Below are 20,792 nucleotides of genomic sequence, written 5' to 3'. Positions count from 1 at the left end.
GGCTTCGCTGCCGCGCTGCCTCAGGTTTCCAGCCTGGCATCCAGCGTGATCTGGGCATTGAGAACCTTCGAGACAGGACATCCTGCCTTCGCCTTGGCAGTGGCTGCGTCGAACGCCTGCTGATTTGCGCCCGGAATCTTCGCGGCGAGGTCCAGGTGTACGGCGGTGATCGCGAATCCGTCGCCGGCCTTGTCCAGGATGACTGTCGCCGTCGTCTTCAGGCTTTCCGCAACCATGCCGGCTTCGCCGAGTTGCGCCGACAGCGCCATCGTGAAGCAGCCGGCATGCGCGGCGGCGATCAATTCCTCGGGATTGGTTCCCGGCCCGTTTTCGAAACGGGTGCTGAAGCCGTATTGCGTATCCTTCAGAACGCCGCTCTGCGTCGAGATGCTGCCTTTGCCGTCCTTGAGGCCGCCGCTCCAGACGGCCGATGCTGTGCGTTTCATGTGTGTCTCCAATCCAGGAAGGGAAGGAGGTAGACGGCGGAATGCACGGAAAAATCCCGGGCGCAGCCTGCGCCGTTCGCATTGAACGGCGGAGATCAGCCTGGGGTACGATCAGGCGCGCTTTTCCGATTTCATTGCACGTGCAAATGCGGCTTTGGCTTCCGTGTATTCGGATTCCGCGGCACGGTATTCCGCCTCCAGCGCCCGCGCCGTGTGCGCATCGACAATATCGACACCGGGCTGGCTCGCTCTGATGAGGCGTTGCCGCTTGTTGTACAAATCATTGGCAAGAAGCGCCATCGAGTCTTCGTGTTTTTCGGTCATCATGTGTCAAACGGGAATCAATGCTGTTAGGACACTGTTTTCGCGCGCTTGTTCAACGAAACATGGAAAATTTCTGTCCCGAAGGGCTGGACATGGTTCGGCAAGTGCGGACAGCCCTGCGGTACCGCGAAAATGGGATGGTGCAGCATGAATCCGTTACCCTTTCCTCAATACCAGGAGTCATCATGAGTCGCAGCGTACTCGACGAAGCACATATCCATCCTGCCATTCGCGCCGTTATCTCCGGCCATCATGCCGGGATCGTGCGCGAAGTGCAGGCGGCGATTGCCGGCAATGCAGTCGTGGTGGTCGGCATGGCGCAAAACCCGTATCCGAGAAAGGCGCGCAAGGCACTTGATGTGCTCGGCACGCCCTACAAGTATCTGGAGTACGGCAGCTACCTCGGCGGCTGGCGCCGTCGCAATGCGCTCAAGATGTGGACCGGCTGGCCGACCATGCCGATGGTGTTCGTGAAAGGCGTGCTGGTCGGCGGCGCGAGCGAGTTGCAGCGCTTGATCGATAGCGGCGAATTTGCGCGCCTGCTGGAGGCGAAGCAGGCTTTTCGAACGATGTAAGCACATATCCCATGGAACCACTCCCGGGCCCGTTCCACTCATGACAGTAATGGCAATGCGTTGGCCGAGAGGTCGATGTGTGCTCCGCTTCCGGGAAATCAATTGGGGGAAATGGGAAATGCGGTTAGTCGGTATTTTTGCAAAGGCGCTATCCTTCAAGGACAAGGGCAGAACGCATCCATGCCCGTCTGCGCCAAATCCAAACGAGCCGCATGAAGAGCCATCGGCCGGTCATTGGCATTGCGGCGACGTTCCCTATGTTCATCAACGACACATCAATATGTGCGGCGACGCCTGCGTAAACATGCTGGTGGCGTACAAGAAAGGGAGGCGCGATGCCGAGCAAATCGACCGCAACCCGAGAGGTGTATTCGCTGAACTTCCGTTCCGGGATCTGGAAGAGAAACTGTCGGCTGCTGGGCTTGCAGTGGCTCCAATCAACCGTCCGCCGAAAAAAAGCTGGCCGGCACAGGAACTCGCCCGTCATCTCAGTCAGTATGGGCCGATCATTTGCGGTGGGCAGGAACCGCGCGATCTGGTCGGACACTATGTGCTTTTGACATGTGTCCGCGACGAAAAGGTGGTTGTTCATGATCCGTGGGGAGGACGGAACAGGGAATGGTCTCTCGACTATTTCAACCGCTTTCTGGATTGGAAGGACCGCAACTTCATGGTGGCCGGAGCGGAAATCCCGACGGACGTCGAAGCCTGTGTTCCGCTCCATGCTGCAGGAATAACGCAGGGTAGGTCCATGCAGCAGCAATTGCTTGCTTCTGTACCTGGAACTTCTGCATCAGCACCTGCAAGCAGCTGATACAGATAGCTGACATCGCGAACCGAGCGTTTTACTTTTCCTTGCATGGGTATGCGTTATCGCAATACGTGACATGTCGCCTCAAAAGACAATGCAATCGATTATGGCAATGGTTGCATTGTTCAATTGGAGTGGACGCACATGGATATCAGTAAAGTCATCGACAAGGAATATCAAGGCAAGAGCTTCAAGGAACTTGCCGCCGCGCCGGTCAGTGCCTTGCGCGGTCTCAGCGAATCCGACGCAAAGCTTCTGAAGGAGGCGTTCAATGTCACAAGCGTGCGCGATCTCGCCGAACTGAAATACGGCAAGTGGGCCTGCGCCATTGCCACGCTCGCTGACGACGAGGCGTGACTTCCGCAGTAGGAATCTGCCTCGATCGATGTGCGAGGCCGTTACATTACGTGACTGCTATGGATTCAGCCTGGGGGACGAGCAAAAACTTGCTGCCTTGCCCGCTTCCTTTCCAGAGGAAGCATTGTGCGGAAAAAATGGCCGAAACCCCGAAACCGTAACGCACGGCATCATATGGTGTCGGCCAAGCTGAATCAGCCGCCGTGGTAAGGATCGTTCGGGTTGAAGTCACGTTGGATGTACGGCGTGGGATCGGTATCGATGCTGCCGGTCCCCATGCCCATGCCGGAACTGTGCACGCCGCTCGGGCCGCTCATGCTGCCCATGCCCATGCTCGAACAGCCAGCGACCAGTATCACTGCAAGCATTGTTAAAAGCTTCTTCATTGCAAACCTCCATGGTAATTGCCATGCGTATGTCTCCTGTCGATGGAGGAGACAGGCAGTATTCACTATAGGCGGCAGGCTCTGTGCAGACCAGCGATGTCTGGTGCGACGCACCAGGGTTTGATCGTGCTCAAGCCAGCGGTGAGGATGTCATTGACATGGTGAGTGAAACATTGGTGACGTTATCCGCACTTTGCTTGCGATGGCATGTTTCCCACGGGCTTTCGAAACCGCCGGCTTGCCGCAGCCATCCAATAATCATCATCTGATTGCAAAGCAATACAACAGCCCATCCCCGCCCGTGCTGCGCAGCGCTTCCTGGCTGCATCCCTTGCTCGGGTGCGATGAATTCCAAGAGCGCGCAGCATCGTCATCGCTCAGACCCTTGCGGTCGTGATGACCCACGATTGCGGAGCCGGATTCGCTCCTGGTCCAGTTGCCGCATGTCGTGTCCTGATCGCTGCGCAACGCCCGGCCGTCCGGTTGCGAACCGGTCAGGATGTCGTGCCGGTTCGGCGTGTCGCCCCGGCCGTTGACGATCTCGCTTTTTTCGGTCAGCGCGGTGTCCTTGCTGATGTTGTTGCTGGCGTGGAGTTCGTCGATGTCGCGGGCGATCAGCACACCCTTGGCGTTATGCCACGGGCCACTGCCGATGCGGTCGCGCGCATTGACTGCGGATGCGCCTGCCAGTGCGGTGGTGCTGAGATAGGCGCGCCAGGTCCGGTACTTCAGGTTGGCTGCCTTGGCGAGGGCATGGCAATGCTGATCCGCGCCCGGCAAGCCGCCCAGGTTCGCGCCTTTTCCGGTTCCCGTGCTGGTGATGAAAAACGTCATCTCGTTTTGTGCCGCCGCCGGCTGGTTTTTCTTTTTTGCCTGCGCCATGGCACTGGAACTGAGGCACAGCAAAGCGACTGCCGCAATCAGGGACCATTTCATGCTGTTCTTCATTTGCGTTCTCCCGGGAGCACGTGTAACTGCAGGTTCAGCAAAAAAGAGTATGCCGGATGCCTGCCGTATTCAAACGCGAAATGAATCAGCCTTGCGCAGACACAATGCATGCGCGATAGCGCCTGGTTAATCTGATGGAATTGATATGCGGAAAATTTCTGCACAACACGAATCGCGCAGCGCGAACGTCTTGCGTCACTGTCGCAATTCATTATAGTGAGGGAAGGCTCTGCGATCTGGCATCGGAATCTCAAGAGCCCGGAAGGAGACTGCCAATGACAACCGTCGCACACATTCTTTATTCCAAAGAGAACAAGACTGTCCACACCATCGATCCGGAGTCGCCGGTGCTGGATGCCATCAAGCTGATGGCGGAGAAGAGAATCGGTGCATTGCTGGTGATGGAGGGGGAGCAGATCGCAGGCATCGTGACCGAGCGCGACTATGCGCGCAAGGTCGTGCTGATGGGGCGCTCTTCACGCGACACGCCGGTGCGCGACATCATGACCTCACCGGTCATGTACGTGCGTCCTGACAACACCAATGAGCAATGCATGGCGCTGATGACGGAGAACCGGCTGCGCCATCTGCCTATCATCGACGACGGCAAGCTGGTCGGCATGATTTCCATCGGCGATCTGGTGAAGGACATCATTTCCGAGCAACGCTTCATCATCGAGCAGCTGGAGCACTACATCCGAGGCGAGCGCGCCTGATCCGGCGTCGGATTCCATTTCCACATGTCCGTCGAGACGTAACGCTCGCCGGTATCGCTCAACACCGTCACGATGGTGCGATAGCGGCCCCGGCTGCTGGCGGCGAGCTTCAACGCGGCGTGCACGAACGCCCCCGATGACGGCCCGACGAACAATCCCTGCAAGGCCAGCCGCCTCGACATCGCAATCGCTTCATCCAGCGTGATGGCAATGCGTTCGTCGATCAGCGATTGATCCAGCTGCGCGGGGACGATGTCGCCGGGTTGGCCCAGCGGCTTCAATCCCTCGATGCCGGGAAAGGTTTCCGGAATGGCGGCCAGCACGTGCAGATCGGGCTGCACCTCGCGCAGCCGCCGCGCGACTCCGGTCAGCGTCCCGCCGGTGCCGACGCCGGCGACCAGCGCATCGGGCGGCGCATCCGCCAGGCGCGCGACCTGCTCCAGTATCTCCGCTGCGGTTTCCTCGTAGTGCGCGCGCCAGTTGTCGGGATTGCTGTATTGATCGCAATACCAGTAACGCTCCGGCTGCTCGTTCGCCAGCCGCCTCGTTTCCCGAATCGCGAAGTCGTATCCTTCGAGCGGATCGGTGATGATCAGCTCCGCGCCATGAGCCCGTATGCGCTGCAGGCGCTCCTCGCTGGCATTGCCGGGGACGACGATGGTGACCGGAATACCAAGCGCCGCGCCCAGCATGGCGTAGGAAATGGCGGCGTTGCCGGAGGAAGAATCGAGCAGCCGGCGGCCGCCGTCGAAGCGTCCTGCGGCAACGGCCCGGGTCAGCATGCGCCTGACCGGGCGGTCCTTGATCGAGCCGCCGGGGTTCATGCTTTCCAGCTTGGCGAACAGCCGGACATCCGGCGCGACTTCATGCATCAGTCCGATTTCCACCAGCGGCGTATGGCCGATGGCAGCGAGCGTTCCCGTGTCCGACGACGCTGCGGCGCGTTCCTGCGTCATGCCGCTGCCTGCGCGCAGAAATGTTCGTAATCGACGTAGCGGATCGGCTGCGCCGCATCGCCGCAGTAGGGGCAGGATGGATCGCGTTCCAGCACCAGTTCGCTAAAGCGTGCCTTGAGCGCGTCATACACCAGCAGCCGTCCGACCAGCGGATCGCCGATGCCGAGCAGGAGCTTGATGGTTTCCACCGCCTCCAGCAGGCCGATCACGCCGGGCAGCACGCCGAGCACGCCGGCTTCGGCGCAGGACGGCGCCATGTCGGGCGGCGGCGGTTCCGGGTACAGGCAGCGATAGCACGGTCCGCGCAGTTTCGACCATGCGGGCCAGAACACCGTGGCCTGTCCGTCGAAACGGAAGACTGCGCCGTGCACATTGGGTTTGCCGAGTTTCACGCAGGCGTCGTTGACCAGATAGCGCGTCGGAAAATTGTCCGAGCCGTCGACGATGATGTCGAAGCCGGAAAAAATCTCTTCCACATTGCCGCTGTCGAGCCGGGTCTCGAATCCCTGCACCTTGACAGATGGATTGAGCGCTTCCAGCGATTGCCGCGCCGATGCCACCTTCGGCATGCCGATGCGCGCATCGGTATGCAGGATCTGCCTTTGCAGGTTGCTGCGGTCCACCGTATCGTGATCGACGATGCCGATGGTACCCACGCCCGCCGCCGCGAGATAGACGGCGGCGGGGCAGCCGAGTCCGCCGGCGCCGATCAGCAGCACCTTGGCATCGGCCAGTTTCATCTGCCCGGCCTCGCCCACTTCCGGCATCGTCAGGTGGCGCGCATAGCGCTCGCGCGCGTGAGGATCGAGACGGCGCGGCGTCTCGAACGGCAGGCCTTCATTCTTCCAGCGCGAAAATCCGCCGCTCATCGAATGGATGTTGCGGTAGCCGAGCCGTTTCAATTCCTCGGCCGCGAACAGGGAGCGCACGCCGCTGTTGCACATGGTCACCACATGGCGATCCAGGTCCGCCACGCTGTCTTCGATGCGCACCTCGAGGAAGCCGCGTCCCAGGCGATGCGCGCCGGGCGGGCTGCCCTGCGCGATTTCATCGGTTTCGCGCACGTCAATCAAGGCCGCTCCCTGCGCCTGCATCTGCAGCGCCTGTGCCGGACTCACCTCATCGATGGTCGTCCTGAGTTCAGCAATCCGCTGGTCTTTCGCTTTCATGAGCGACTCCTCCGGCCACCGCCGGGATGATCGAAACGACATCGCCGTCCGCCACGGGCGTCTGCAATCCATGCTCGCTGCGGATGTTCCGGCTTCCCAGATAGATGTTGACGAACTGGCGCGGCTCGCCGCCGGGCGTGAGTATGCGCGCCAGCAAGCCGTCGTGTTGCGCACCCAATGCATTCAAGGCCTGCTCGACAGTGGCGGCATCGACGCGCACCTCGTCGGCTCCCTGCGTGTAGTTGCGCAGGGGAGAGGGGATGCGGATGGTCACATTGCTCATGATTGAATCGCCTCCTCGTCGAATGCCTGCGCCTCGTTCAGTCGCCATGCGCGCAGATCGAGCACGCCGTCGCAGCTCACTTCCAGAATCACGTAGGACCAGTTCGGCCATGCCGCTTCGCGGTCGGCTTCGGACGGCAGGGCGGGGTGGTCCGGATGGGTATGCCACACGCCCAGCACCTCCATGCCCTGCGCGCGCGCCGCTTCATCCGCTGCGATGAAGTCCTGCGGGTCCAGCAGATAGCGATCGCGCGCGCGTTCCACGTTCAGGTTGGCTGCCTGCGTCACGCGCCGGACGATGCCGTCGTCATGGTCGCGTTCGCCGATCAAGAGACCGCAGCATTCATTCGGATAGCCGGTGCGCGCCCACTGCGCGAGACTGTCGCGGAAAGCACCGGGCATGTGCAGCGTGGCCATCGCTAATCCCAGCGGTTGTCCCTGACCTGCACCATGCCGTCCTTGACGCGCACGGGAAAGGTGACCACCGGTTCGTAGGCGGGAGGCGCAAGCGCGGCACCGGTCCGGATGGAAAAACGCGCGCCATGGCGCGGGCATATGACCTGATCGCCCTCGACCGAGCCGCCGGTGAGGATGCCGCCATCGTGCGTGCAGATGTCTTCAATCGCGAAGAACTCGTCGTCCAGATTGAACACGGCGATGTCGGTGCCGTCGATATCGACGGTGCAGAAACCGCCATCCGCGATCTGGCTGACGGCGGCAACGTTGATCCATGTGCTCATCGTCATTTCTCCGTTCTCTCGAAATTCCTGATTCCCTCGCCATGTCAGGCTGGGCAAAGCCTTGTCAAAGCAGGCCCAGCTCCAGCATCGCCGTCTCCGACATCATCTCGCGCGACCACGGCGGATCCCACACCAATTCGACCTGCGCCTGTGTCACGCCGGGGACGCCATTGACCGCGCATTCCACCGTTTCCGGAAACGATTGCGCCACCGGGCAGGCGGGCGAGGTCAGCGTCATGCGTATGCGCGCCGCGCCGGCCTCGTCCACGTCCAATTCGTAAATCAGGCCCAGGTCGTAGATGTTGACAGGAATCTCGGGGTCGTAAATCTGCCGCAATGCCTGGATGACGTCCTGCCGCAGCATCTCGGCATCGATCGCTGGCGTCACCGGCGCATTCGCCGCGGCGATTTCCCTTGCGCCGGATTCCTCCGCCTTCTTCAGCCAATCGAATATCGTCATCTCGCTTGCCCTCCAGTACCTTGCTTCGGCGGCATCTATTCCGTGCTGACCGGTTCCGTCTGTCTGGACAGTGCGGCACGCAGCGTGTGCCATGCGAGCGTGGCGCACTTCACGCGGGCGGGAAACTCCCGCACGCCGCCCAGGACTTCCAGCTTGCCGAGATCGGATGATTGCGTTCCATGCTCATGCGTGACCAGCTCATGGAAATCGGCGAACAGTTTCTCCGCCTCCTGCACGCGCCGGCCCTTGATGTGCTCTGTCATCAGCGACGCCGACGCCATCGAGATTGCGCAACCCGTTCCCTCGAAACTCGCGTCCGTGATCACATCGTCCTCGACGTCCAGATACAGCGTCAGACGATCGCCGCACAATGGATTGAAACCTTCGGCACTGCGATTGGCATCGGCGAGCGCATGGAAATTCCGCGGCTTGCGGTAGTGATCGAAGATGACTTCCTGATAGAGGTCGCGCAGATCGCCCATGCTTGCCATTCCTCATGTGGTCCGTCGCGCATCCACGCCGAACATTTGCATGGCCTTGCGGATCGCGGCAAACAAGGCGTCGATTTCCTCGCGCGTGTTGTACAGTGCGAACGATGCCCGCGCCGTGGCCGGAATGCGGAAATGGTCCATCACCGGCATTGCGCAATTGTGGCCGGTGCGGATCGCCACGCCTTCCCGATCGAGAATGGTGCCGATGTCGTGCGGATGCATGCCGTCGATGACGAAGGCCAGAATGCCGGTCTTTTCCCGCGCCGTGCCGATCAGGCGCATGCCGGGTAACTCGCGCGCCATGTCCGTCGCGTAATCGAGCAAGTCATGCTCATGCGCGGCGATCGCATCCAGCCCGATCTGTTCGACATAGTCCAGCGCCGCGCCGAGAGCGATCACGCCGGCGATGTTGGGCGTGCCTGCCTCGAACTTGTACGGCAGAACGTTGTACAGCGTCTTTTCGAACGTCACCTTGCTGATCATGTCGCCGCCGCCCTGATAAGGCGGCATTGCATCCAGCAGCTTCGCCTTTCCGTACAGTACGCCGATCCCGGTCGGGCCATACAGCTTGTGGCCCGAGAATGCATAGAAGTCGCAGTCCAGCGCCTGCATGTCCAGTTGCAGATGCGGTGCCGCCTGCGCGCCGTCGACCAGCACGACCGCATCGAAGGCATGCGCGGTTTCGATGATCCGCGCCAGCGGGTTGATCGTTCCCAGCGCATTCGACACATGCGCCACAGCAACCAGCCGTGTGCGCGGACTCATCAGCTTGTCGAACGCGTCGAGCATCAGTTCGCCGGCATCGTTGATGGGAACCACGCGCAATTCAGCGCCCGTTTGCTCGCACAGAAGCTGCCACGGCACGATGTTGGAATGATGTTCCATCTCGGTCAGCACGATTTCATCGCCGGCCTTGATGCAGCGGCGGCCGTAACTGTGTGCGACCAGGTTGATCGCTTCGGTCGCGCCGCGCACGAAGACGATTTCCCTGCTGTCGGCGGCATTGACGAAGCGCTTCACCTTGCCCCGCGCCGCTTCGTACGCCTCGGTGGCGCGCTGGCTCAGGTCGTGGACGCCGCGATGGATGTTGGCGTTGAGCGTTTCGTAGTACTGCCTCTCGCAGTCGATCACCGCCTGCGGCTTCTGGGTGGTGGCGGCATTATCGAGGTAGACCAGCGGCTTGCCATGCACGGTTTGTCGCAGCACGGGAAAATCCTTGCGCCAGCGTGCCGCATCAAGCGGCGGCGGCGCGACCTTCAATGTCATTACCTCACTGATCGTGTTCATCATTGCTCCCAACCCGGTGGATCGCTCGGCAGCCGCTGCGGCAATCGTTGCAGAAGCAGGCGCTCCAGGCGTTCGCGCAGCGACGCGATGCCAGGCATGGCAACGATCTCCTCGGCAAAGGCATAGGTCAGCAGGTTCTTCGCCGCCGCCTCATCCACGCCGCGCGAGCGCAAATAGAAAATCTGCTCGTCATCGAGTTGCCCCACCGTCGCACCGTGGCTGCATTTCACATCGTCGGCGTAGATTTCCAGTTGCGGCTTGGTATCGATCTCCGCGTTCTCCGACAGCAGCAGGTTGCGGTTGGACTGGAATGCATCGCTCTTTTGCGCATTCGCATGCACGATCACCTTTCCGTTGAACACCGCGCGCGCCGCGCCGTCCAGCACGCCCTTGTAATACTCGCGGCTGGTGCCGCGTGGCATGGCGTGGTCGACGCGCGTGTGATGATCCACATGCTGCCTGCCCGCCGCCATGTACAAGCCGTTCAGGTTCGCGCTGCAGGCTTCGGCATCGAAGCGCGTCGCGATATCCGTCCGCGACAGCAGCGCGCCGAAGGCGAAAGAGTGCGAATCGAAGCGGCTCCCGTGTTGTTGCCGGACGTCGATGGCGGCGATGTGAAAGGCACGCAGGCTTTCCTCCTGCAGCTTGCAGTGCGCGATGACTGCGCCGTCTGCGGCTTCAATTCGCGTGATGGCATTGGTGAAGTAAGAGGTGCTGTCCGGCCCGATGTAGTGTTCGATCACGCTTGCATGCGCATTGATGCCGGCGCGGATGATGTTGCGCGTGTGGCATGCCATGTCTGGCTCGGTGCAGAGGAAGATCAGATGGATCGGGTTCTCGAGGACGAGGCCGGGAGCGAGATCGATGTATGCGCCGTCGCTCCAGAATGCGGCGTTCAATGCTGCGAAGCCGTTTTCCGTATCGATTTCCGTATTGCTGTCGAGCGCCGCATCGAGACCGTCCGGATGCAAGGCTAGTGCCCCGGCCAGGGTCGTCACCGTCGCGCCGCGAGGAAGCGTCTGCGGTCGGGACAAGCCCGGCACATGGCGGCCGTTCAGGAACAGCAGGAGATGATCGCTGCCGCCTCCCGGTTCCAGCACGCCATCCAATACGCGCAGCGCGGCATCCGTCGGTTCCTTCGGCGTGACGCGGAACGGACGTTTCGCCAGAGGCGCGACGTTGGTGTACTTCCAGTCTTCGTTCCTGGTGCTTGGGAAACCCGATGCTTCGAAACGGCCGAGCGCCGCAAGACGCAATTGCTGCAGCCACGGCAGATCGGCTCCGGGCAACTGCGGCGCAAGTGTCGCGAACGCTTCGCGGTAACTGCTGATGGAGGGCATATCCATTCGCGGCTCCAGCCAATGTTTCCAGCCATTTACTCCGTGTGCGACTTCATTGTCATTCTGGGTGCAGCGTGGAATCTCCACGGCATGCAGGCTCGTTGACATTGCGGATTCCTCGCTGCATTCGGAATGACACCGCAACATCTGCGCTGCACAAGCGTCTTCTACCGCGGCACCGATGCCTCGCTTTTACTATCTGTCTGCATCGTTGCATCCAGCCAGCCGTACCCATACCTTTCCAGCTCCCACGCCAGTTCCGGCCCGCCCGATTTCGCGATCCGTCCCTGCGCCAGCACATGCACCTCGTCCGGCACGACGTAGTCCAGCAGGCGCTGGTAATGCGTCACCAGCACGATCGCCCGCGTCGGACTGCGCATGGCGCTGATGCCGTTTGCCACCACCTTCAGCGCATCGATATCGAGACCTGAATCGGTTTCATCGAGAATCGCGAGCTTCGGTTCCAGCACCGCCATCTGCAGGATTTCGTTGCGCTTCTTCTCGCCGCCGGAGAAGCCTTCGTTGACCGAGCGGTAGAGCAGACTTTGATCCATATCCATCAGTTTCATCTTTTCCTTCACCAGCGCCAGAAAATCGATCGCGTCGAGTTCCGGTTCGCCGCGATGCTTGCGCACGGCATTGAGCGCCGCCTTGAGCAGATAGATGTTGCTCACGCCGGGAATTTCGACGGGATACTGGAATGCGAGAAAGACGCCGTTCCGCGCCCGCTCCTCGGGCGGCATGGCAAGCAGATCGCGTCCCTCGTAAATGACTTCGCCGCTGGTGACCGTGAAGCTGTCGCGGCCCGCCAGCAGCTGCGCGAGGGTACTCTTGCCGGAGCCGTTGGGCCCCATGATGGCGTGTACTTCGCCCGCATCGACCTCGAGATCGATGCCGCGCAGGATCGGCTTGCCGTCCACGTCAACATGCAGGTTCCTGATGGTGAGCATGATGTCTATCCAACGCTTCCTTCGAGGCTGACGCCCAGCAGCTTCTGCGCTTCCACCGCGAATTCCATCGGCAACTCCTTGAACACATCCTTGCAGAAGCCGTTGACGATCATCGATACCGCATCTTCCGCCGCGATGCCGCGGCTCTGGCAGTAGAACAACTGGTCTTCGCCGATGCGCGAGGTCGATGCCTCATGCTCGACCCGCGCCGTCGCATTCTTCACCTCGATGTAGGGGAAGGTATGCGCGCCGCACTTGTCGCCCAGCAGCAGTGAATCGCACTGCGTATAGTTGCGCGCGCCCGAAGCGCTCTTCGCGACCTTCACCAGTCCGCGATACGCGTTGTTGCCGTGCCCTGCCGAAATGCCCTTGGACAGGATCGTGCTGCGTGTATTCTTGCCGAGGTGGATCATCTTGGTGCCGGTATCGGCCTGCTGATGGTTGTTGGTGAGCGCCACCGAATAGAACTCGCCGACTGTGTTGTCGCCTTGCAGAATGACGCTCGGATATTTCCAGGTGATGGCGGAACCGGTCTCGACCTGCGTCCATGAAATCTTCGCATTCGCTTCGCGGCAATCGCCGCGCTTGGTGACGAAGTTGTAGATGCCGCCTTTGCCTTCCTTGTCGCCCGGATACCAGTTCTGCACGGTCGAATACTTGATCTGCGCACCTTCCAGCGCGATCAGTTCGACCACGGCGGCATGCAGCTGGTTTTCATCGCGCATCGGCGCGGTGCAGCCTTCCAGATAGCTCACATAGGCGCCCTTGTCGGCGATGATCAGTGTGCGCTCGAACTGCCCTGTGTTTTTCGCATTGATGCGGAAGTAGGTCGACAGCTCCATCGGGCAACGCACGCCGGGAGGGATGTAGCAGAACGTGCCGTCGCTGAACACGGCGGAATTGAGCGTCGCGAAGAAATTGTCGGTGTACGGCACCACCGAACCGAGATATTGCTGCACGAGTTGCGGATGTTCCTGCACGGCGTCGGAGAAAGGACAGAACACGATGCCGAGTTCAGACAGTTTGTCCTTGAAGGTGGTCGCGACCGACACGCTGTCGAACACGGCGTCCACCGCCACGCCGGCCAGCAATTCGCGTTCCTGCAGCGGCACGCCCAGCTTCTCGTAGGTACGCAGCAACTCGGGATCGATCTCCTCAAGGCTGGACGGTCCATCCTTGCGTGACTTCGGCGCGGAGTAGTAGACGATCTCCTGATAATCGATCGGCGCATGCCTGACCGTGGCCCAGTGCGGTTCGCTCATGGTGAGGAAATGGCGATAGGCCTTGAGCCGCCATTCGAGCATGAACGGCGGCTCGTTCTTTTTCGCCGAGATCATGCGGATGATGTCTTCGTTCAAGCCTTTCGGCACCGCATCGGCTTCGATATCGGTGAAGAAACCATGTCGATATGGTTGATTGACCAGGGTATCCAGTACTGCTGTCATGCTCGACTCCCGGACGTCCGTCACAGCACTGTCAGCGCCGCTCCAGCGTCCTGATGGCGATTGCCTGCCAATTTTCCTGCTATCCAGACGGTCCATCACCGGCCGCACCGGATCGTTCGATCGATACCGGCATCCACTGTTGGCTCTGCTGCGACTCCGCAGCGCTCTTCGCGTGCTGACTGGCAACCAGCTGCGCCAGCGTCACCGATGCAAGATAGCGATTGATTTCCATATTCAGTTCGGCCCACAGTTCGTGCGTCATGCAGCGTTCCCCATCGTGACAGTTCAACTGGCCATGGCATTGCGTTGCATCGACCGTTTCATCCACTGCATGAATGATGTCGGCAATTGAAATTCCCCCTGGTTCGCTTGCCAGAAGATAACCGCCACCGGGGCCGTGCACGCTTTTCACCAATTGACTGCGATGCAGGCGGCCGAACAGGCGCTCAAGATACGACTGCGAAATACGCTGCCTTCTGCTGATGTCGGATACAGAAACCGCGCAGCCATCGCCATGGAGGGCGATATCCAGCATGGCGGTCACGGCGTAGCGTCCTTTCGTCGTCAATCGCATCGCGGCATCCTGTCAGCGCCTCATGCATTGCATCCAACCGGCAATCTTCGCTGCATATACGACAAATACTCTACTAATTTAGTCGGTCATTTTTGACGAAAGTTCATCTCGAAATGGCTTGTCAACGGATAGCGAAAAGGGCAGGACAGATGATGCGCTGTTGTGCATCGGACGGTGCCGAGTTTCCCGCATGGAATCATCATGCGCAATGGCAACGCTGACACGCGCTTTCGTGCGCCGGTCACCCAGCAGCACGCGTAATTCCGGAACACTGATGCCGGTCGTTTCGCTCATCCATATCAGCATGGAGCCGGCGACCGGCAGGCGGCCATGTCTGATGTCGTGAATGATGGATTTGGTGACTTTCAATTTGCGGGAGAGAGCGCTGTCGCTGTTCAATTGCATGCGCTCGCGCAAAGCGTCGAGCAGGCGGTTCGGGTCATAGCCGATGTATGTTGCTTGTCGTTGTGTTTCCATATTTGTTGCCTGTAAGTATTGTCAATAAAACGATGAGGCGGGTACATTGACGCCTTGTCGGCGATGTAAGTTCCCGCATGCTTGCATATCGCTGGCATCGGCGGCATCGGAATCATGAGGTCGTCATATTTGCAGAATGAATGAGACATATATGCACGCTGAATTTGATTTATGTCTTCGCAGCTCCATCTGGTAAGCAGTAAAGCGAACCGAATTTTTCAGGAGTGTGAAATGTCGAGATCAAACCTTGCCACCTATCCCGCCGTGCATGCGGGTCCGTCCTATGCCGAGAACGTCGCGCGTGCCGCGCTGGCCTTGGCAGCCGCCGTGCTGGCGTTAGCGCCGCTCAAGTCCAATGCCGTCGAACAAGAGCATGTCAGGATGCATAACACCACCGAACTGTACCGTCTTGCCAATCAGTTCGAATCCAGCATGCCGAGTCAGGCAGCCGAGCTGCGCCATCTTGCCGGCCGCGATTGAGGCGTTTGCCATCGGCATTGCAATGACGACAGCCACGTCACATCGTTACTGATATCAGCAACAAACATGCCTTGTTATCGAGGCAGGAGCTGAAACGACAAAACCCGCGCGGTCATGATGATCGGCGCGGGTTTGTTTTTGCGCGACGGACTTGTCGCGCGTGGTCGATGCTATTTGGTCGATGCTATTTGAAGGGCGTGAAGCGAGATTTTCTGATGGCGAGCTTGCGCGCATTCACCACGTCTTTCAAGGCCGTGGCCAGCATCTCCGTTTGCGCTTGTCCCGGGGCCATCGCTGTCGGCAGGCCGCAGGCGCGGATTGTTTTTTCAAGATTGCGCAATGCGCGAAGTTCTTCATGGTATTGCGGTTCAAGCATGTTGATCAATTGCATTGTGTGGCACGAATTGATCAAGACCAATATGATGGCTGTTTGTTCCCTTGCAGAAAGTCGTTTCTGCTGAAATCGATTGACCATCCACTTCACTTGCCAGCGAATCAATAATCCATGAGCGGAACCGTCCTTGCCACCAATATTGCCGGCGCATTGCTGCTGCCGCCGGTCAACCTCGTGCTGCTGTGCGCCGCCGGATTGTGCTTGCGTCCGCGCTGGCCGCGTGCCGGTGTGGCGATCAGCGCGGGTGCGCTGATCGTGTTGCTGGTGCTGAGTACCTGTGCGGGGGCCTTGCTGTTCGTGTCACCGCTGGAGCAGCGGACCACGCCGCTTGCATCGCCGCGCGATGCCGGTGCGCAGGCGATCGTCGCGCTCGGCGGCGGACGCATGAAGAGCGCTCCCGAATACGGCGGCAAGGATGGCCCCAGCCATGTCGCGCTGGCGCGCCTGCGCTATGCGGCAACCCTGCATCGCGAAACGGGCCTGCCGGTACTCGTCACAGGCGGCGTGCCGGACGCCTCGGCGGAATCGGAGGCGGCCGGCATGGCGCGCTCGCTGCGTGATGATTTTGGCGTTCCGGTGCAATGGCTGGAAGAGCGTTCGAGCAACACGGCGGAAAATGCCGCGTTCTCGGCGCGCATCCTGAAGGGCGCGGGCGTCAAGCGCATCCTGCTGGTGACGGATGCGATGCATATGCCGCGTTCGAAAGCGATTTTCGAGGCGGCCGGGCTGGAGGTGGCGGCGGCACCCACCGTGTTCTTCAGCCGCGAGCGACTCACTCCCCTCGACTTCATCCCGACCGGCGAGGGGTTGCGGCGAACGCATTATGCGATGCATGAATGGGTAGGGCTGGTGTGGTATCGGCTGCGTCACGAAAGCGCAGTGAAAGCGGCGAGCGCGGCGTGACCGCAACACGCCTTTTGGAAAGAACGCGTCTCCCGAATTGAATGTCAACAGGCCCTAGCGGCGGCGACCGTTTCCGGTCTGCGGTGCGTGCCGGAATTTTCGCAGCAGATTCTTGAAAAGCTGATCCAGCATCGCCTCCAGTTTCTGGAAGGCCTTGACGACAAGCGGTCGGTGGTGATGCCGCCTGTGTACATGATGTGTTGACGTGCGGTGCGTGGCCCCGCCTGGCGTCGGCTGTCGGGGCTGGTGTGCGGAAGCCGGCTCCTGCCGGGCTTTCGTTTCATCGGCTTCCGTCTTGGCGATCCATTCGTCATGCGCGTTGCGCTTGGCCGGATCGGACAGGGTTTCATACGCGGAATTGATGATTTGAATAATGCGCATCGCGTCCGGGCTGCCCGGGTTGCGGTCAGGATGGTATTTTTGCGACAGCGTTTTATACGCCGCGCGGATGACTTCCGGCGGGGCGTTGCGCGCAACCTTCAGATTGTCATAGTGCGTATGAATTCGCGCCATCGCTGTCTGTTCGTCTGTTCAATTCGGTCGGGTAAGTCAAAAAACGTTCATCGCAGTCGCTGGCTTGCCGGATGTCTGCAATGTCCTCGATGTGCTTCTTCACGTTTCGCCATCTTACTTGCACTAATGTAAAACGGCGAACGCTGTGAAATGCTGTTATTAATCAACTAAATGGCACAACCACATCAGTGGTGTGACAGGGACTGCTCATCGACTGATCTGCCGCGAGCGCCGCCTCACTTCATTGATGAAACTTTCCGCTTCCCTGCCTGCGCTGAATTCGTCACAGCCCTTCTGATAACACGCAATCGCAATATCCATCAGCGAATACAGCTCTTCCTCCGTCAGTCGATCCGACAGCGCGACGAGGCGTTTTGAAAACTGGGAAACCAGCACCTCCCACGACGCATTGCCTTTCAGGCTGCACCTGGCAATGAGATCATGGATTTCGCGATCCGTCATGGCTATTTCCGTTCGGCAAAAAAGGATAGGCAATGTAAACCACGGGAAGTTCTCGGCCCGCGAGGATTTTTTGCCTTGGCTTTGCCGTGCTGCACGATTGCCGACTCATGCGGCCGGTCATCGGGTAACGAATGCGGCGCATGGTTTTTTCATCATTGGTTAAGAGCGGCGCTTGCTGTGAAAGTTCGGCAACGCGAATGGCATGACGAACTATCCATGCAGACGGGAATCCAAATTCTGTGCAGTTCTGGAAGGAGGGAGCGATCCATGAAAAAGCAGGGCAGACCATCGCCATCGCCGGACAAGGGGCAGGAAGCGGGCGGTGCGACGCCGGCTTCGCAGCTTGAACAGCAGTCCGCCGGCATCGGTCCCGAGCCGCACGGTTTCTTCGCGGGCAAGCCGCTCGACGGCAGCCAGTATCTTGAGGTGATCGAGGAACAGGAATATGCCGAACAGCGACCGACTGCCGCGGAGCAGAAGCCGCGATATTCATTCCTGAACCCGCCGCCGCAACCCGGCAGAAAACGATAGTGCAAGTGATAGTGCAAGCAGCAGAAGCACGATAAGCAGCACGACCAGCGCGGCGAAACCGCTGGCCAACCGCTTCGGCGGTTTTTTATTGTCCCTCGTCCATGCCGCCGCGCGTTGCGCCGCTGCCATTCAGGCGCCAGTGCTCGCGTGCCAGTGCCGCATCGACGCCAAACTCCTTCAAGCCGTGGCGATAGATCGCCGCGCCGATGTCGATGAAGCGGTTGATCTCCGCATCATCCAGCTTGTCGGCGACATGCGCGAGCCGTTCCGCAAGCCGTTCAGAAAGAGTGTAAAGATCGTCGTCGATGATCTGGTGCTCCTCACGCATCATCAGCGACATGATCTGGTATTTGTCCATAAACGCTCCGCGCCCGCCGTAGTTCAACGCTGTTGACCCTCGAGTAATGAATATTATAGGCAGCAGCTTTGTGCAAACAAGGCACGCTCCTTGTACTGCCGGACTGCTGCTTTCACCCTGCTTTTCCAGTCATCGCCACTGACTTCGTCTTGTTTCCCTTGCGTCGAGAGGGCATCTCGACATGTGTCGAGCGCTTCTAACTCAACTTCATGATTGCAAATGAGAATAATTCGTATTAAGATCATGCGATTACTCGCCAGCCTGCGGCCAGCAATCCGAGAAAGATCTGAAAAGAAGGCGGAATAAAAGAGTCGGGTAGCCGCATCGCTCCCTTTTTCTGGATCGACAGCATGGTGTGCAACGACGATCCGGACCGCCTGCTTTTTGATATGGACATGTCGATCATCGCCTTGCACAACGCCGACGGCAGCGACGAGCATGATTCCGATCCGGTTGTCAGCAGGCTGACCGGCCGCTACCACAACCTGTTGCATGTGCGGGCCGGTACTTGATCAACGGCCTGCAAATAATGAAATTTATGAGTGGAACGAATTTTTCCCGGAGCGGCTTGTTGACCCTGATTGCAGGGCTGCATGTGACGCTGCTGTGGGCCATGACAACGGTATTCAACAAGCCTCTCCCCATTGAGGTCCCGGTGCCGATCGTGATGGCAGAAATGCTGCCGCTGCAACCTCAAGTGCAGCCGCAACGACAGCCGGAACCGGAGCCAGCCGTCAAGCCTGCACCCAAGCCGACGCCGGTCAAACAGGTCAAGCCGGCAAAACCGACCGTGACGCCGCGCCCGACACCGGCGCCTGTTCCGACCCCCAATACAACGCCGAGCGAAAGCGCAATTTCCGTGCCGCAAGCATCATCGCAGCCCGCGCCAGCTCATACTTCCAGCGCGGCGGCAGAATCTGCGGCACCGTCGCCAGCGCCAGCACCGATCAGCGCACCGCGCTTCGACGCGGCCTACCTGAGAAACCCCGAGCCCCGCTATCCGCCGCTTGCCCGGAGGATGGGCGAACAAGGCACGGTGATGCTGCGCGTTCACGTCACTACCGAAGGGACGCCGGATGAGGTGCAGGTGCTGACCAGCAGCGGTTCGTCCATGCTCGACGAATCGGCACTCGAAACGGTGCGCGGGAAATGGAAATTCGTGCCCGCCAAACAGGGCACTGTCGCGGTCGCGGGATGGGTCAAGGTGCCCATCAGCTTCAAATTGAATTGAACACTTTTACCGATTGAGGAGAATTCCATGAACAGTCCCTACGGCCTTGCCAATCTATGGCAGCAAGGCGATATCGTCACCCGCATCGTGGCGCTGGTGCTGCTGACGATGTCCATCCTGTCCTGGTTCGTGATTGCATTGAAGGGCTTGCAATTGATCCGTCTGCGCAAGCAGGCCGCCGTCGCCGATGAGGAGTTCTGGCACAGCAAGAGCCTGGAAGAGGGCGTGCGTCTGCTCGGTCCGAACCGCAAGGAGAATCCGTTCTGCGCGCTGGCCGAAGACGGCGCGAACGCCGCCGCGCATCACGCCCACAGCAAGGAAGACCTGCACGGCGCGCTCAACGTCAGCGACTGGCTGACCAGCTGTCTGCGCCGCTCGATCGAGAACATCACCGGTCGCCTGCAAAGCGGCTTGCCGGTGCTGGCATCGATTGGCAGCACCGCCCCCTTCGTCGGCCTGTTCGGCACGGTGTGGGGTATCTATCACGCGCTGGTCAGCATCGGCGTATCGGGCCAGGCCAGCATCGACAAGGTGGCCGGCCCCGTGGGCGAGGCGCTGATCATGACGGCCTTCGGCCTAGTGGTCGCGATTCCGGCGGTGCTCGGCTACAACACGCTGGTGCGCGGCAACAAGGCGGTGCTCGCACAACTGCACAACTTCGCGCACGATCTGCACGCCTACTTCATCACCGGCGGACGTGTCGGACAGCAGGCAAACGTCTCGAACCTGCGCGCCGCAGGAGGCTGACATGAGCTTCGGATCCCCGTCGCAGGACGATGACATGATGTCGGAAATCAACATGACGCCGCTGGTCGACGTCATGTTGGTCTTGCTGATCATCTTCATCATCACCGTCCCGGTCATCAATCACGCGGTCAAGATCGATCTGCCGCGTGCCACCAGCCAGCCCAGCGACGTCAAGCCGGCGCATGTCGAACTCGCGATCGACGCTGCGGGCGCGGTCACATGGAATGGCACCGCAGTCGAGCAGGATGTGCTCAAGGCGCGCATCGCCGAGGCCGCCGCACAGCAACCGCAGCCGGAGCTGCACCTTCGCGCCGACCGCCAGACGCCCTACGAGAAAGTGGCGCAAGTCATGGCCGCTGCGCAAAGCGGCGGTCTGGGCAAGATCGGTTTCATCACCGACCCCAACGTCGGGCGCTGATTCGTTTTCACCGTGTGGATC

32 protein-coding genes are annotated in these 20,792 nt (G+C 60.1%); 11 read left to right on the top strand and 21 right to left on the bottom strand.

The window, feature by feature from the left end; translation table 11 throughout:
- Nucleotides 1-20: 20 nt before the first annotated feature.
- Together D3870_RS12155 and D3870_RS12150 are read right to left on the bottom strand one after the other, a co-directional pair.
- Nucleotides 21-446, bottom strand: a complete 426-nt coding sequence (locus D3870_RS12155) for an OsmC family protein (protein WP_119739438.1) — start codon at nucleotides 444-446, stop codon at nucleotides 21-23.
- 111 nt (nucleotides 447-557) lie between these two features.
- Nucleotides 558-770 carry a hypothetical protein gene (locus tag D3870_RS12150; protein ID WP_147375784.1) on the bottom strand — a complete coding sequence of 71 codons (213 nt, stop codon included), beginning with the start codon at nucleotides 768-770 and terminating at the stop codon, nucleotides 558-560.
- Between the two features lie 185 nt (nucleotides 771-955).
- Between D3870_RS12150 and D3870_RS12145 the strand changes: the two genes are divergently transcribed.
- The 3 genes from D3870_RS12145 (at nucleotide 956) to D3870_RS12135 (ending at nucleotide 2,513) form a co-directional block, all read left to right on the top strand.
- Nucleotides 956-1,345 (top strand): glutaredoxin, encoded by a 390-nt coding sequence (locus D3870_RS12145; RefSeq protein ID WP_119739434.1) that lies wholly within the window; start codon nucleotides 956-958, stop codon nucleotides 1,343-1,345.
- A 118-nt stretch (nucleotides 1,346-1,463) separates the two neighbouring features.
- Nucleotides 1,464-2,159: a papain-like cysteine protease family protein gene (locus tag D3870_RS12140; protein ID WP_158590445.1), complete on the top strand. Its 696-nt coding sequence runs from the start codon at nucleotides 1,464-1,466 to the stop codon at nucleotides 2,157-2,159.
- Between the two features lie 141 nt (nucleotides 2,160-2,300).
- Nucleotides 2,301-2,513 (top strand): hypothetical protein, encoded by a 213-nt coding sequence (locus D3870_RS12135; protein ID WP_119739431.1) that lies wholly within the window; start codon nucleotides 2,301-2,303, stop codon nucleotides 2,511-2,513.
- 194 nt (nucleotides 2,514-2,707) lie between these two features.
- Here D3870_RS12135 and D3870_RS22085 read toward each other — a convergent pair whose 3' ends face one another.
- Together D3870_RS22085 and D3870_RS12130 are read right to left on the bottom strand one after the other, a co-directional pair.
- A complete protein-coding gene (locus D3870_RS22085) occupies nucleotides 2,708-2,899 on the bottom strand; it encodes a hypothetical protein (RefSeq protein ID WP_147375783.1) in 192 nt (63 codons plus the stop codon).
- Between the two features lie 261 nt (nucleotides 2,900-3,160).
- Nucleotides 3,161-3,835, bottom strand: coding sequence for a hypothetical protein (locus tag D3870_RS12130; protein ID WP_422879648.1), 675 nt, complete (start codon nucleotides 3,833-3,835; stop codon nucleotides 3,161-3,163).
- Between the two features lie 287 nt (nucleotides 3,836-4,122).
- Between D3870_RS12130 and D3870_RS12125 the strand changes: the two genes are divergently transcribed.
- Nucleotides 4,123-4,563 (top strand): CBS domain-containing protein, encoded by a 441-nt coding sequence (locus D3870_RS12125; protein ID WP_119739427.1) that lies wholly within the window; start codon nucleotides 4,123-4,125, stop codon nucleotides 4,561-4,563.
- On the opposite strand, the gene D3870_RS12120 is transcribed toward D3870_RS12125, so the two are convergent.
- The 13 genes from D3870_RS12120 to D3870_RS12060 form a co-directional block, all read right to left on the bottom strand.
- Nucleotides 4,539-5,519: a PLP-dependent cysteine synthase family protein gene (locus tag D3870_RS12120; protein WP_119739425.1), complete on the bottom strand. Its 981-nt coding sequence runs from the start codon at nucleotides 5,517-5,519 to the stop codon at nucleotides 4,539-4,541. The genes D3870_RS12125 and D3870_RS12120 overlap by 25 nt on opposite strands.
- Entirely contained in the window at nucleotides 5,516-6,688 is a 1,173-nt protein-coding gene (moeB, locus tag D3870_RS12115; protein ID WP_119739423.1) for a molybdopterin-synthase adenylyltransferase MoeB, read from the bottom strand. Before moeB ends, D3870_RS12120 begins: the two co-directional genes overlap by 4 nt.
- The gene (locus D3870_RS12110) at nucleotides 6,660-6,971 is read right to left on the bottom strand and encodes a MoaD/ThiS family protein (RefSeq protein ID WP_119739421.1); all 312 of its coding nucleotides are present in this window, start codon (nucleotides 6,969-6,971) and stop codon (nucleotides 6,660-6,662) included. Before D3870_RS12110 ends, moeB begins: the two co-directional genes overlap by 29 nt.
- A complete protein-coding gene (locus D3870_RS12105; RefSeq protein ID WP_119739419.1) occupies nucleotides 6,968-7,387 on the bottom strand; it encodes a M67 family metallopeptidase in 420 nt (139 codons plus the stop codon). Before D3870_RS12105 ends, D3870_RS12110 begins: the two co-directional genes overlap by 4 nt.
- A gap of 2 nt (nucleotides 7,388-7,389) precedes the next feature.
- The gene (locus D3870_RS12100; protein WP_119742011.1) at nucleotides 7,390-7,710 is read right to left on the bottom strand and encodes a non-heme iron oxygenase ferredoxin subunit; all 321 of its coding nucleotides are present in this window, start codon (nucleotides 7,708-7,710) and stop codon (nucleotides 7,390-7,392) included.
- Nucleotides 7,711-7,774: 64 nt separating this feature from the next.
- A complete protein-coding gene (locus D3870_RS12095) occupies nucleotides 7,775-8,170 on the bottom strand; it encodes an SUF system Fe-S cluster assembly protein (RefSeq protein ID WP_119739417.1) in 396 nt (131 codons plus the stop codon).
- 35 nt (nucleotides 8,171-8,205) lie between these two features.
- Nucleotides 8,206-8,652: a Fe-S cluster assembly sulfur transfer protein SufU gene (gene sufU / locus D3870_RS12090; protein ID WP_119742009.1), complete on the bottom strand. Its 447-nt coding sequence runs from the start codon at nucleotides 8,650-8,652 to the stop codon at nucleotides 8,206-8,208.
- A 12-nt stretch (nucleotides 8,653-8,664) separates the two neighbouring features.
- The gene (locus D3870_RS12085) at nucleotides 8,665-9,948 is read right to left on the bottom strand and encodes a cysteine desulfurase (protein ID WP_119739415.1); all 1,284 of its coding nucleotides are present in this window, start codon (nucleotides 9,946-9,948) and stop codon (nucleotides 8,665-8,667) included.
- Complete coding sequence (gene sufD, locus D3870_RS12080) at nucleotides 9,948-11,294, bottom strand: Fe-S cluster assembly protein SufD (protein WP_119742007.1); 1,347 nt, start codon at nucleotides 11,292-11,294, stop codon at nucleotides 9,948-9,950. Before sufD ends, D3870_RS12085 begins: the two co-directional genes overlap by 1 nt.
- 161 nt (nucleotides 11,295-11,455) lie before the next feature.
- On the bottom strand, nucleotides 11,456-12,238 hold the full coding sequence (gene sufC / locus D3870_RS12075) for a Fe-S cluster assembly ATPase SufC (protein ID WP_119739413.1): 783 nt from the start codon (nucleotides 12,236-12,238) through the stop codon (nucleotides 11,456-11,458).
- Nucleotides 12,239-12,243: 5 nt separating this feature from the next.
- Entirely contained in the window at nucleotides 12,244-13,683 is a 1,440-nt protein-coding gene (sufB, locus tag D3870_RS12070; RefSeq protein WP_119742006.1) for a Fe-S cluster assembly protein SufB, read from the bottom strand.
- Nucleotides 13,684-13,762: 79 nt separating this feature from the next.
- On the bottom strand, nucleotides 13,763-14,257 hold the full coding sequence (locus D3870_RS12065) for an Rrf2 family transcriptional regulator (protein WP_119739411.1): 495 nt from the start codon (nucleotides 14,255-14,257) through the stop codon (nucleotides 13,763-13,765).
- A 78-nt stretch (nucleotides 14,258-14,335) separates the two neighbouring features.
- Nucleotides 14,336-14,734: a hypothetical protein gene (locus tag D3870_RS12060; protein ID WP_199710626.1), complete on the bottom strand. Its 399-nt coding sequence runs from the start codon at nucleotides 14,732-14,734 to the stop codon at nucleotides 14,336-14,338.
- 231 nt (nucleotides 14,735-14,965) lie between these two features.
- Between D3870_RS12060 and D3870_RS12055 the strand changes: the two genes are divergently transcribed.
- Nucleotides 14,966-15,214 carry a hypothetical protein gene (locus tag D3870_RS12055; RefSeq protein ID WP_119739409.1) on the top strand — a complete coding sequence of 83 codons (249 nt, stop codon included), beginning with the start codon at nucleotides 14,966-14,968 and terminating at the stop codon, nucleotides 15,212-15,214.
- Between the two features lie 184 nt (nucleotides 15,215-15,398).
- Here the strand turns inward: D3870_RS12055 and D3870_RS12050 are convergent, their stop codons facing one another.
- On the bottom strand, nucleotides 15,399-15,698 hold the full coding sequence (locus D3870_RS12050; protein ID WP_147375782.1) for a hypothetical protein: 300 nt from the start codon (nucleotides 15,696-15,698) through the stop codon (nucleotides 15,399-15,401).
- 21 nt (nucleotides 15,699-15,719) lie between these two features.
- Between D3870_RS12050 and D3870_RS12045 the strand changes: the two genes are divergently transcribed.
- Nucleotides 15,720-16,511, top strand: coding sequence for a YdcF family protein (locus D3870_RS12045; protein WP_119739405.1), 792 nt, complete (start codon nucleotides 15,720-15,722; stop codon nucleotides 16,509-16,511).
- A gap of 54 nt (nucleotides 16,512-16,565) precedes the next feature.
- On the opposite strand, the gene D3870_RS23255 is transcribed toward D3870_RS12045, so the two are convergent.
- Complete coding sequence (locus D3870_RS23255) at nucleotides 16,566-17,024, bottom strand: J domain-containing protein (RefSeq protein ID WP_119739403.1); 459 nt, start codon at nucleotides 17,022-17,024, stop codon at nucleotides 16,566-16,568.
- A 207-nt stretch (nucleotides 17,025-17,231) separates the two neighbouring features.
- Nucleotides 17,232-17,486 (bottom strand): hypothetical protein, encoded by a 255-nt coding sequence (locus D3870_RS12035; RefSeq protein ID WP_119739402.1) that lies wholly within the window; start codon nucleotides 17,484-17,486, stop codon nucleotides 17,232-17,234.
- A gap of 267 nt (nucleotides 17,487-17,753) precedes the next feature.
- On the opposite strand from D3870_RS12035, the gene D3870_RS12030 reads away from it, so the two are divergent.
- The gene (locus D3870_RS12030; protein WP_119739400.1) at nucleotides 17,754-18,017 is read left to right on the top strand and encodes a hypothetical protein; all 264 of its coding nucleotides are present in this window, start codon (nucleotides 17,754-17,756) and stop codon (nucleotides 18,015-18,017) included.
- Nucleotides 18,018-18,102: 85 nt separating this feature from the next.
- Here the strand turns inward: D3870_RS12030 and D3870_RS12025 are convergent, their stop codons facing one another.
- On the bottom strand, nucleotides 18,103-18,375 hold the full coding sequence (locus tag D3870_RS12025) for a hypothetical protein (RefSeq protein WP_147375781.1): 273 nt from the start codon (nucleotides 18,373-18,375) through the stop codon (nucleotides 18,103-18,105).
- A 350-nt stretch (nucleotides 18,376-18,725) separates the two neighbouring features.
- Here D3870_RS12025 and D3870_RS23250 point away from each other — a divergent pair, with 350 nt between their 5' ends.
- From D3870_RS23250 to D3870_RS12010, 4 genes are read left to right on the top strand one after another with little or no spacing between them, the layout of a single operon-like run.
- A complete protein-coding gene (locus tag D3870_RS23250) occupies nucleotides 18,726-18,887 on the top strand; it encodes a hypothetical protein (RefSeq protein WP_158590444.1) in 162 nt (53 codons plus the stop codon).
- A 26-nt stretch (nucleotides 18,888-18,913) separates the two neighbouring features.
- Nucleotides 18,914-19,606: an energy transducer TonB gene (locus D3870_RS12020; protein ID WP_158590443.1), complete on the top strand. Its 693-nt coding sequence runs from the start codon at nucleotides 18,914-18,916 to the stop codon at nucleotides 19,604-19,606.
- A 27-nt stretch (nucleotides 19,607-19,633) separates the two neighbouring features.
- A complete protein-coding gene (locus D3870_RS12015; protein WP_119739394.1) occupies nucleotides 19,634-20,353 on the top strand; it encodes a MotA/TolQ/ExbB proton channel family protein in 720 nt (239 codons plus the stop codon).
- 1 nt (nucleotide 20,354) lies between these two features.
- A complete protein-coding gene (locus D3870_RS12010) occupies nucleotides 20,355-20,771 on the top strand; it encodes an ExbD/TolR family protein (protein WP_119739392.1) in 417 nt (138 codons plus the stop codon).
- Nucleotides 20,772-20,792: the final 21 nt, after the last annotated feature.

The sequence above is a fragment of the Noviherbaspirillum cavernae genome, from assembly GCF_003590875.1.
GTDB lineage: Bacteria > Pseudomonadota > Gammaproteobacteria > Burkholderiales > Burkholderiaceae_D > Noviherbaspirillum > Noviherbaspirillum cavernae.
The sequence above is the reverse complement of the archived record's forward strand: the minus strand, read 5'-3'. Positions and strand labels throughout refer to the sequence as shown.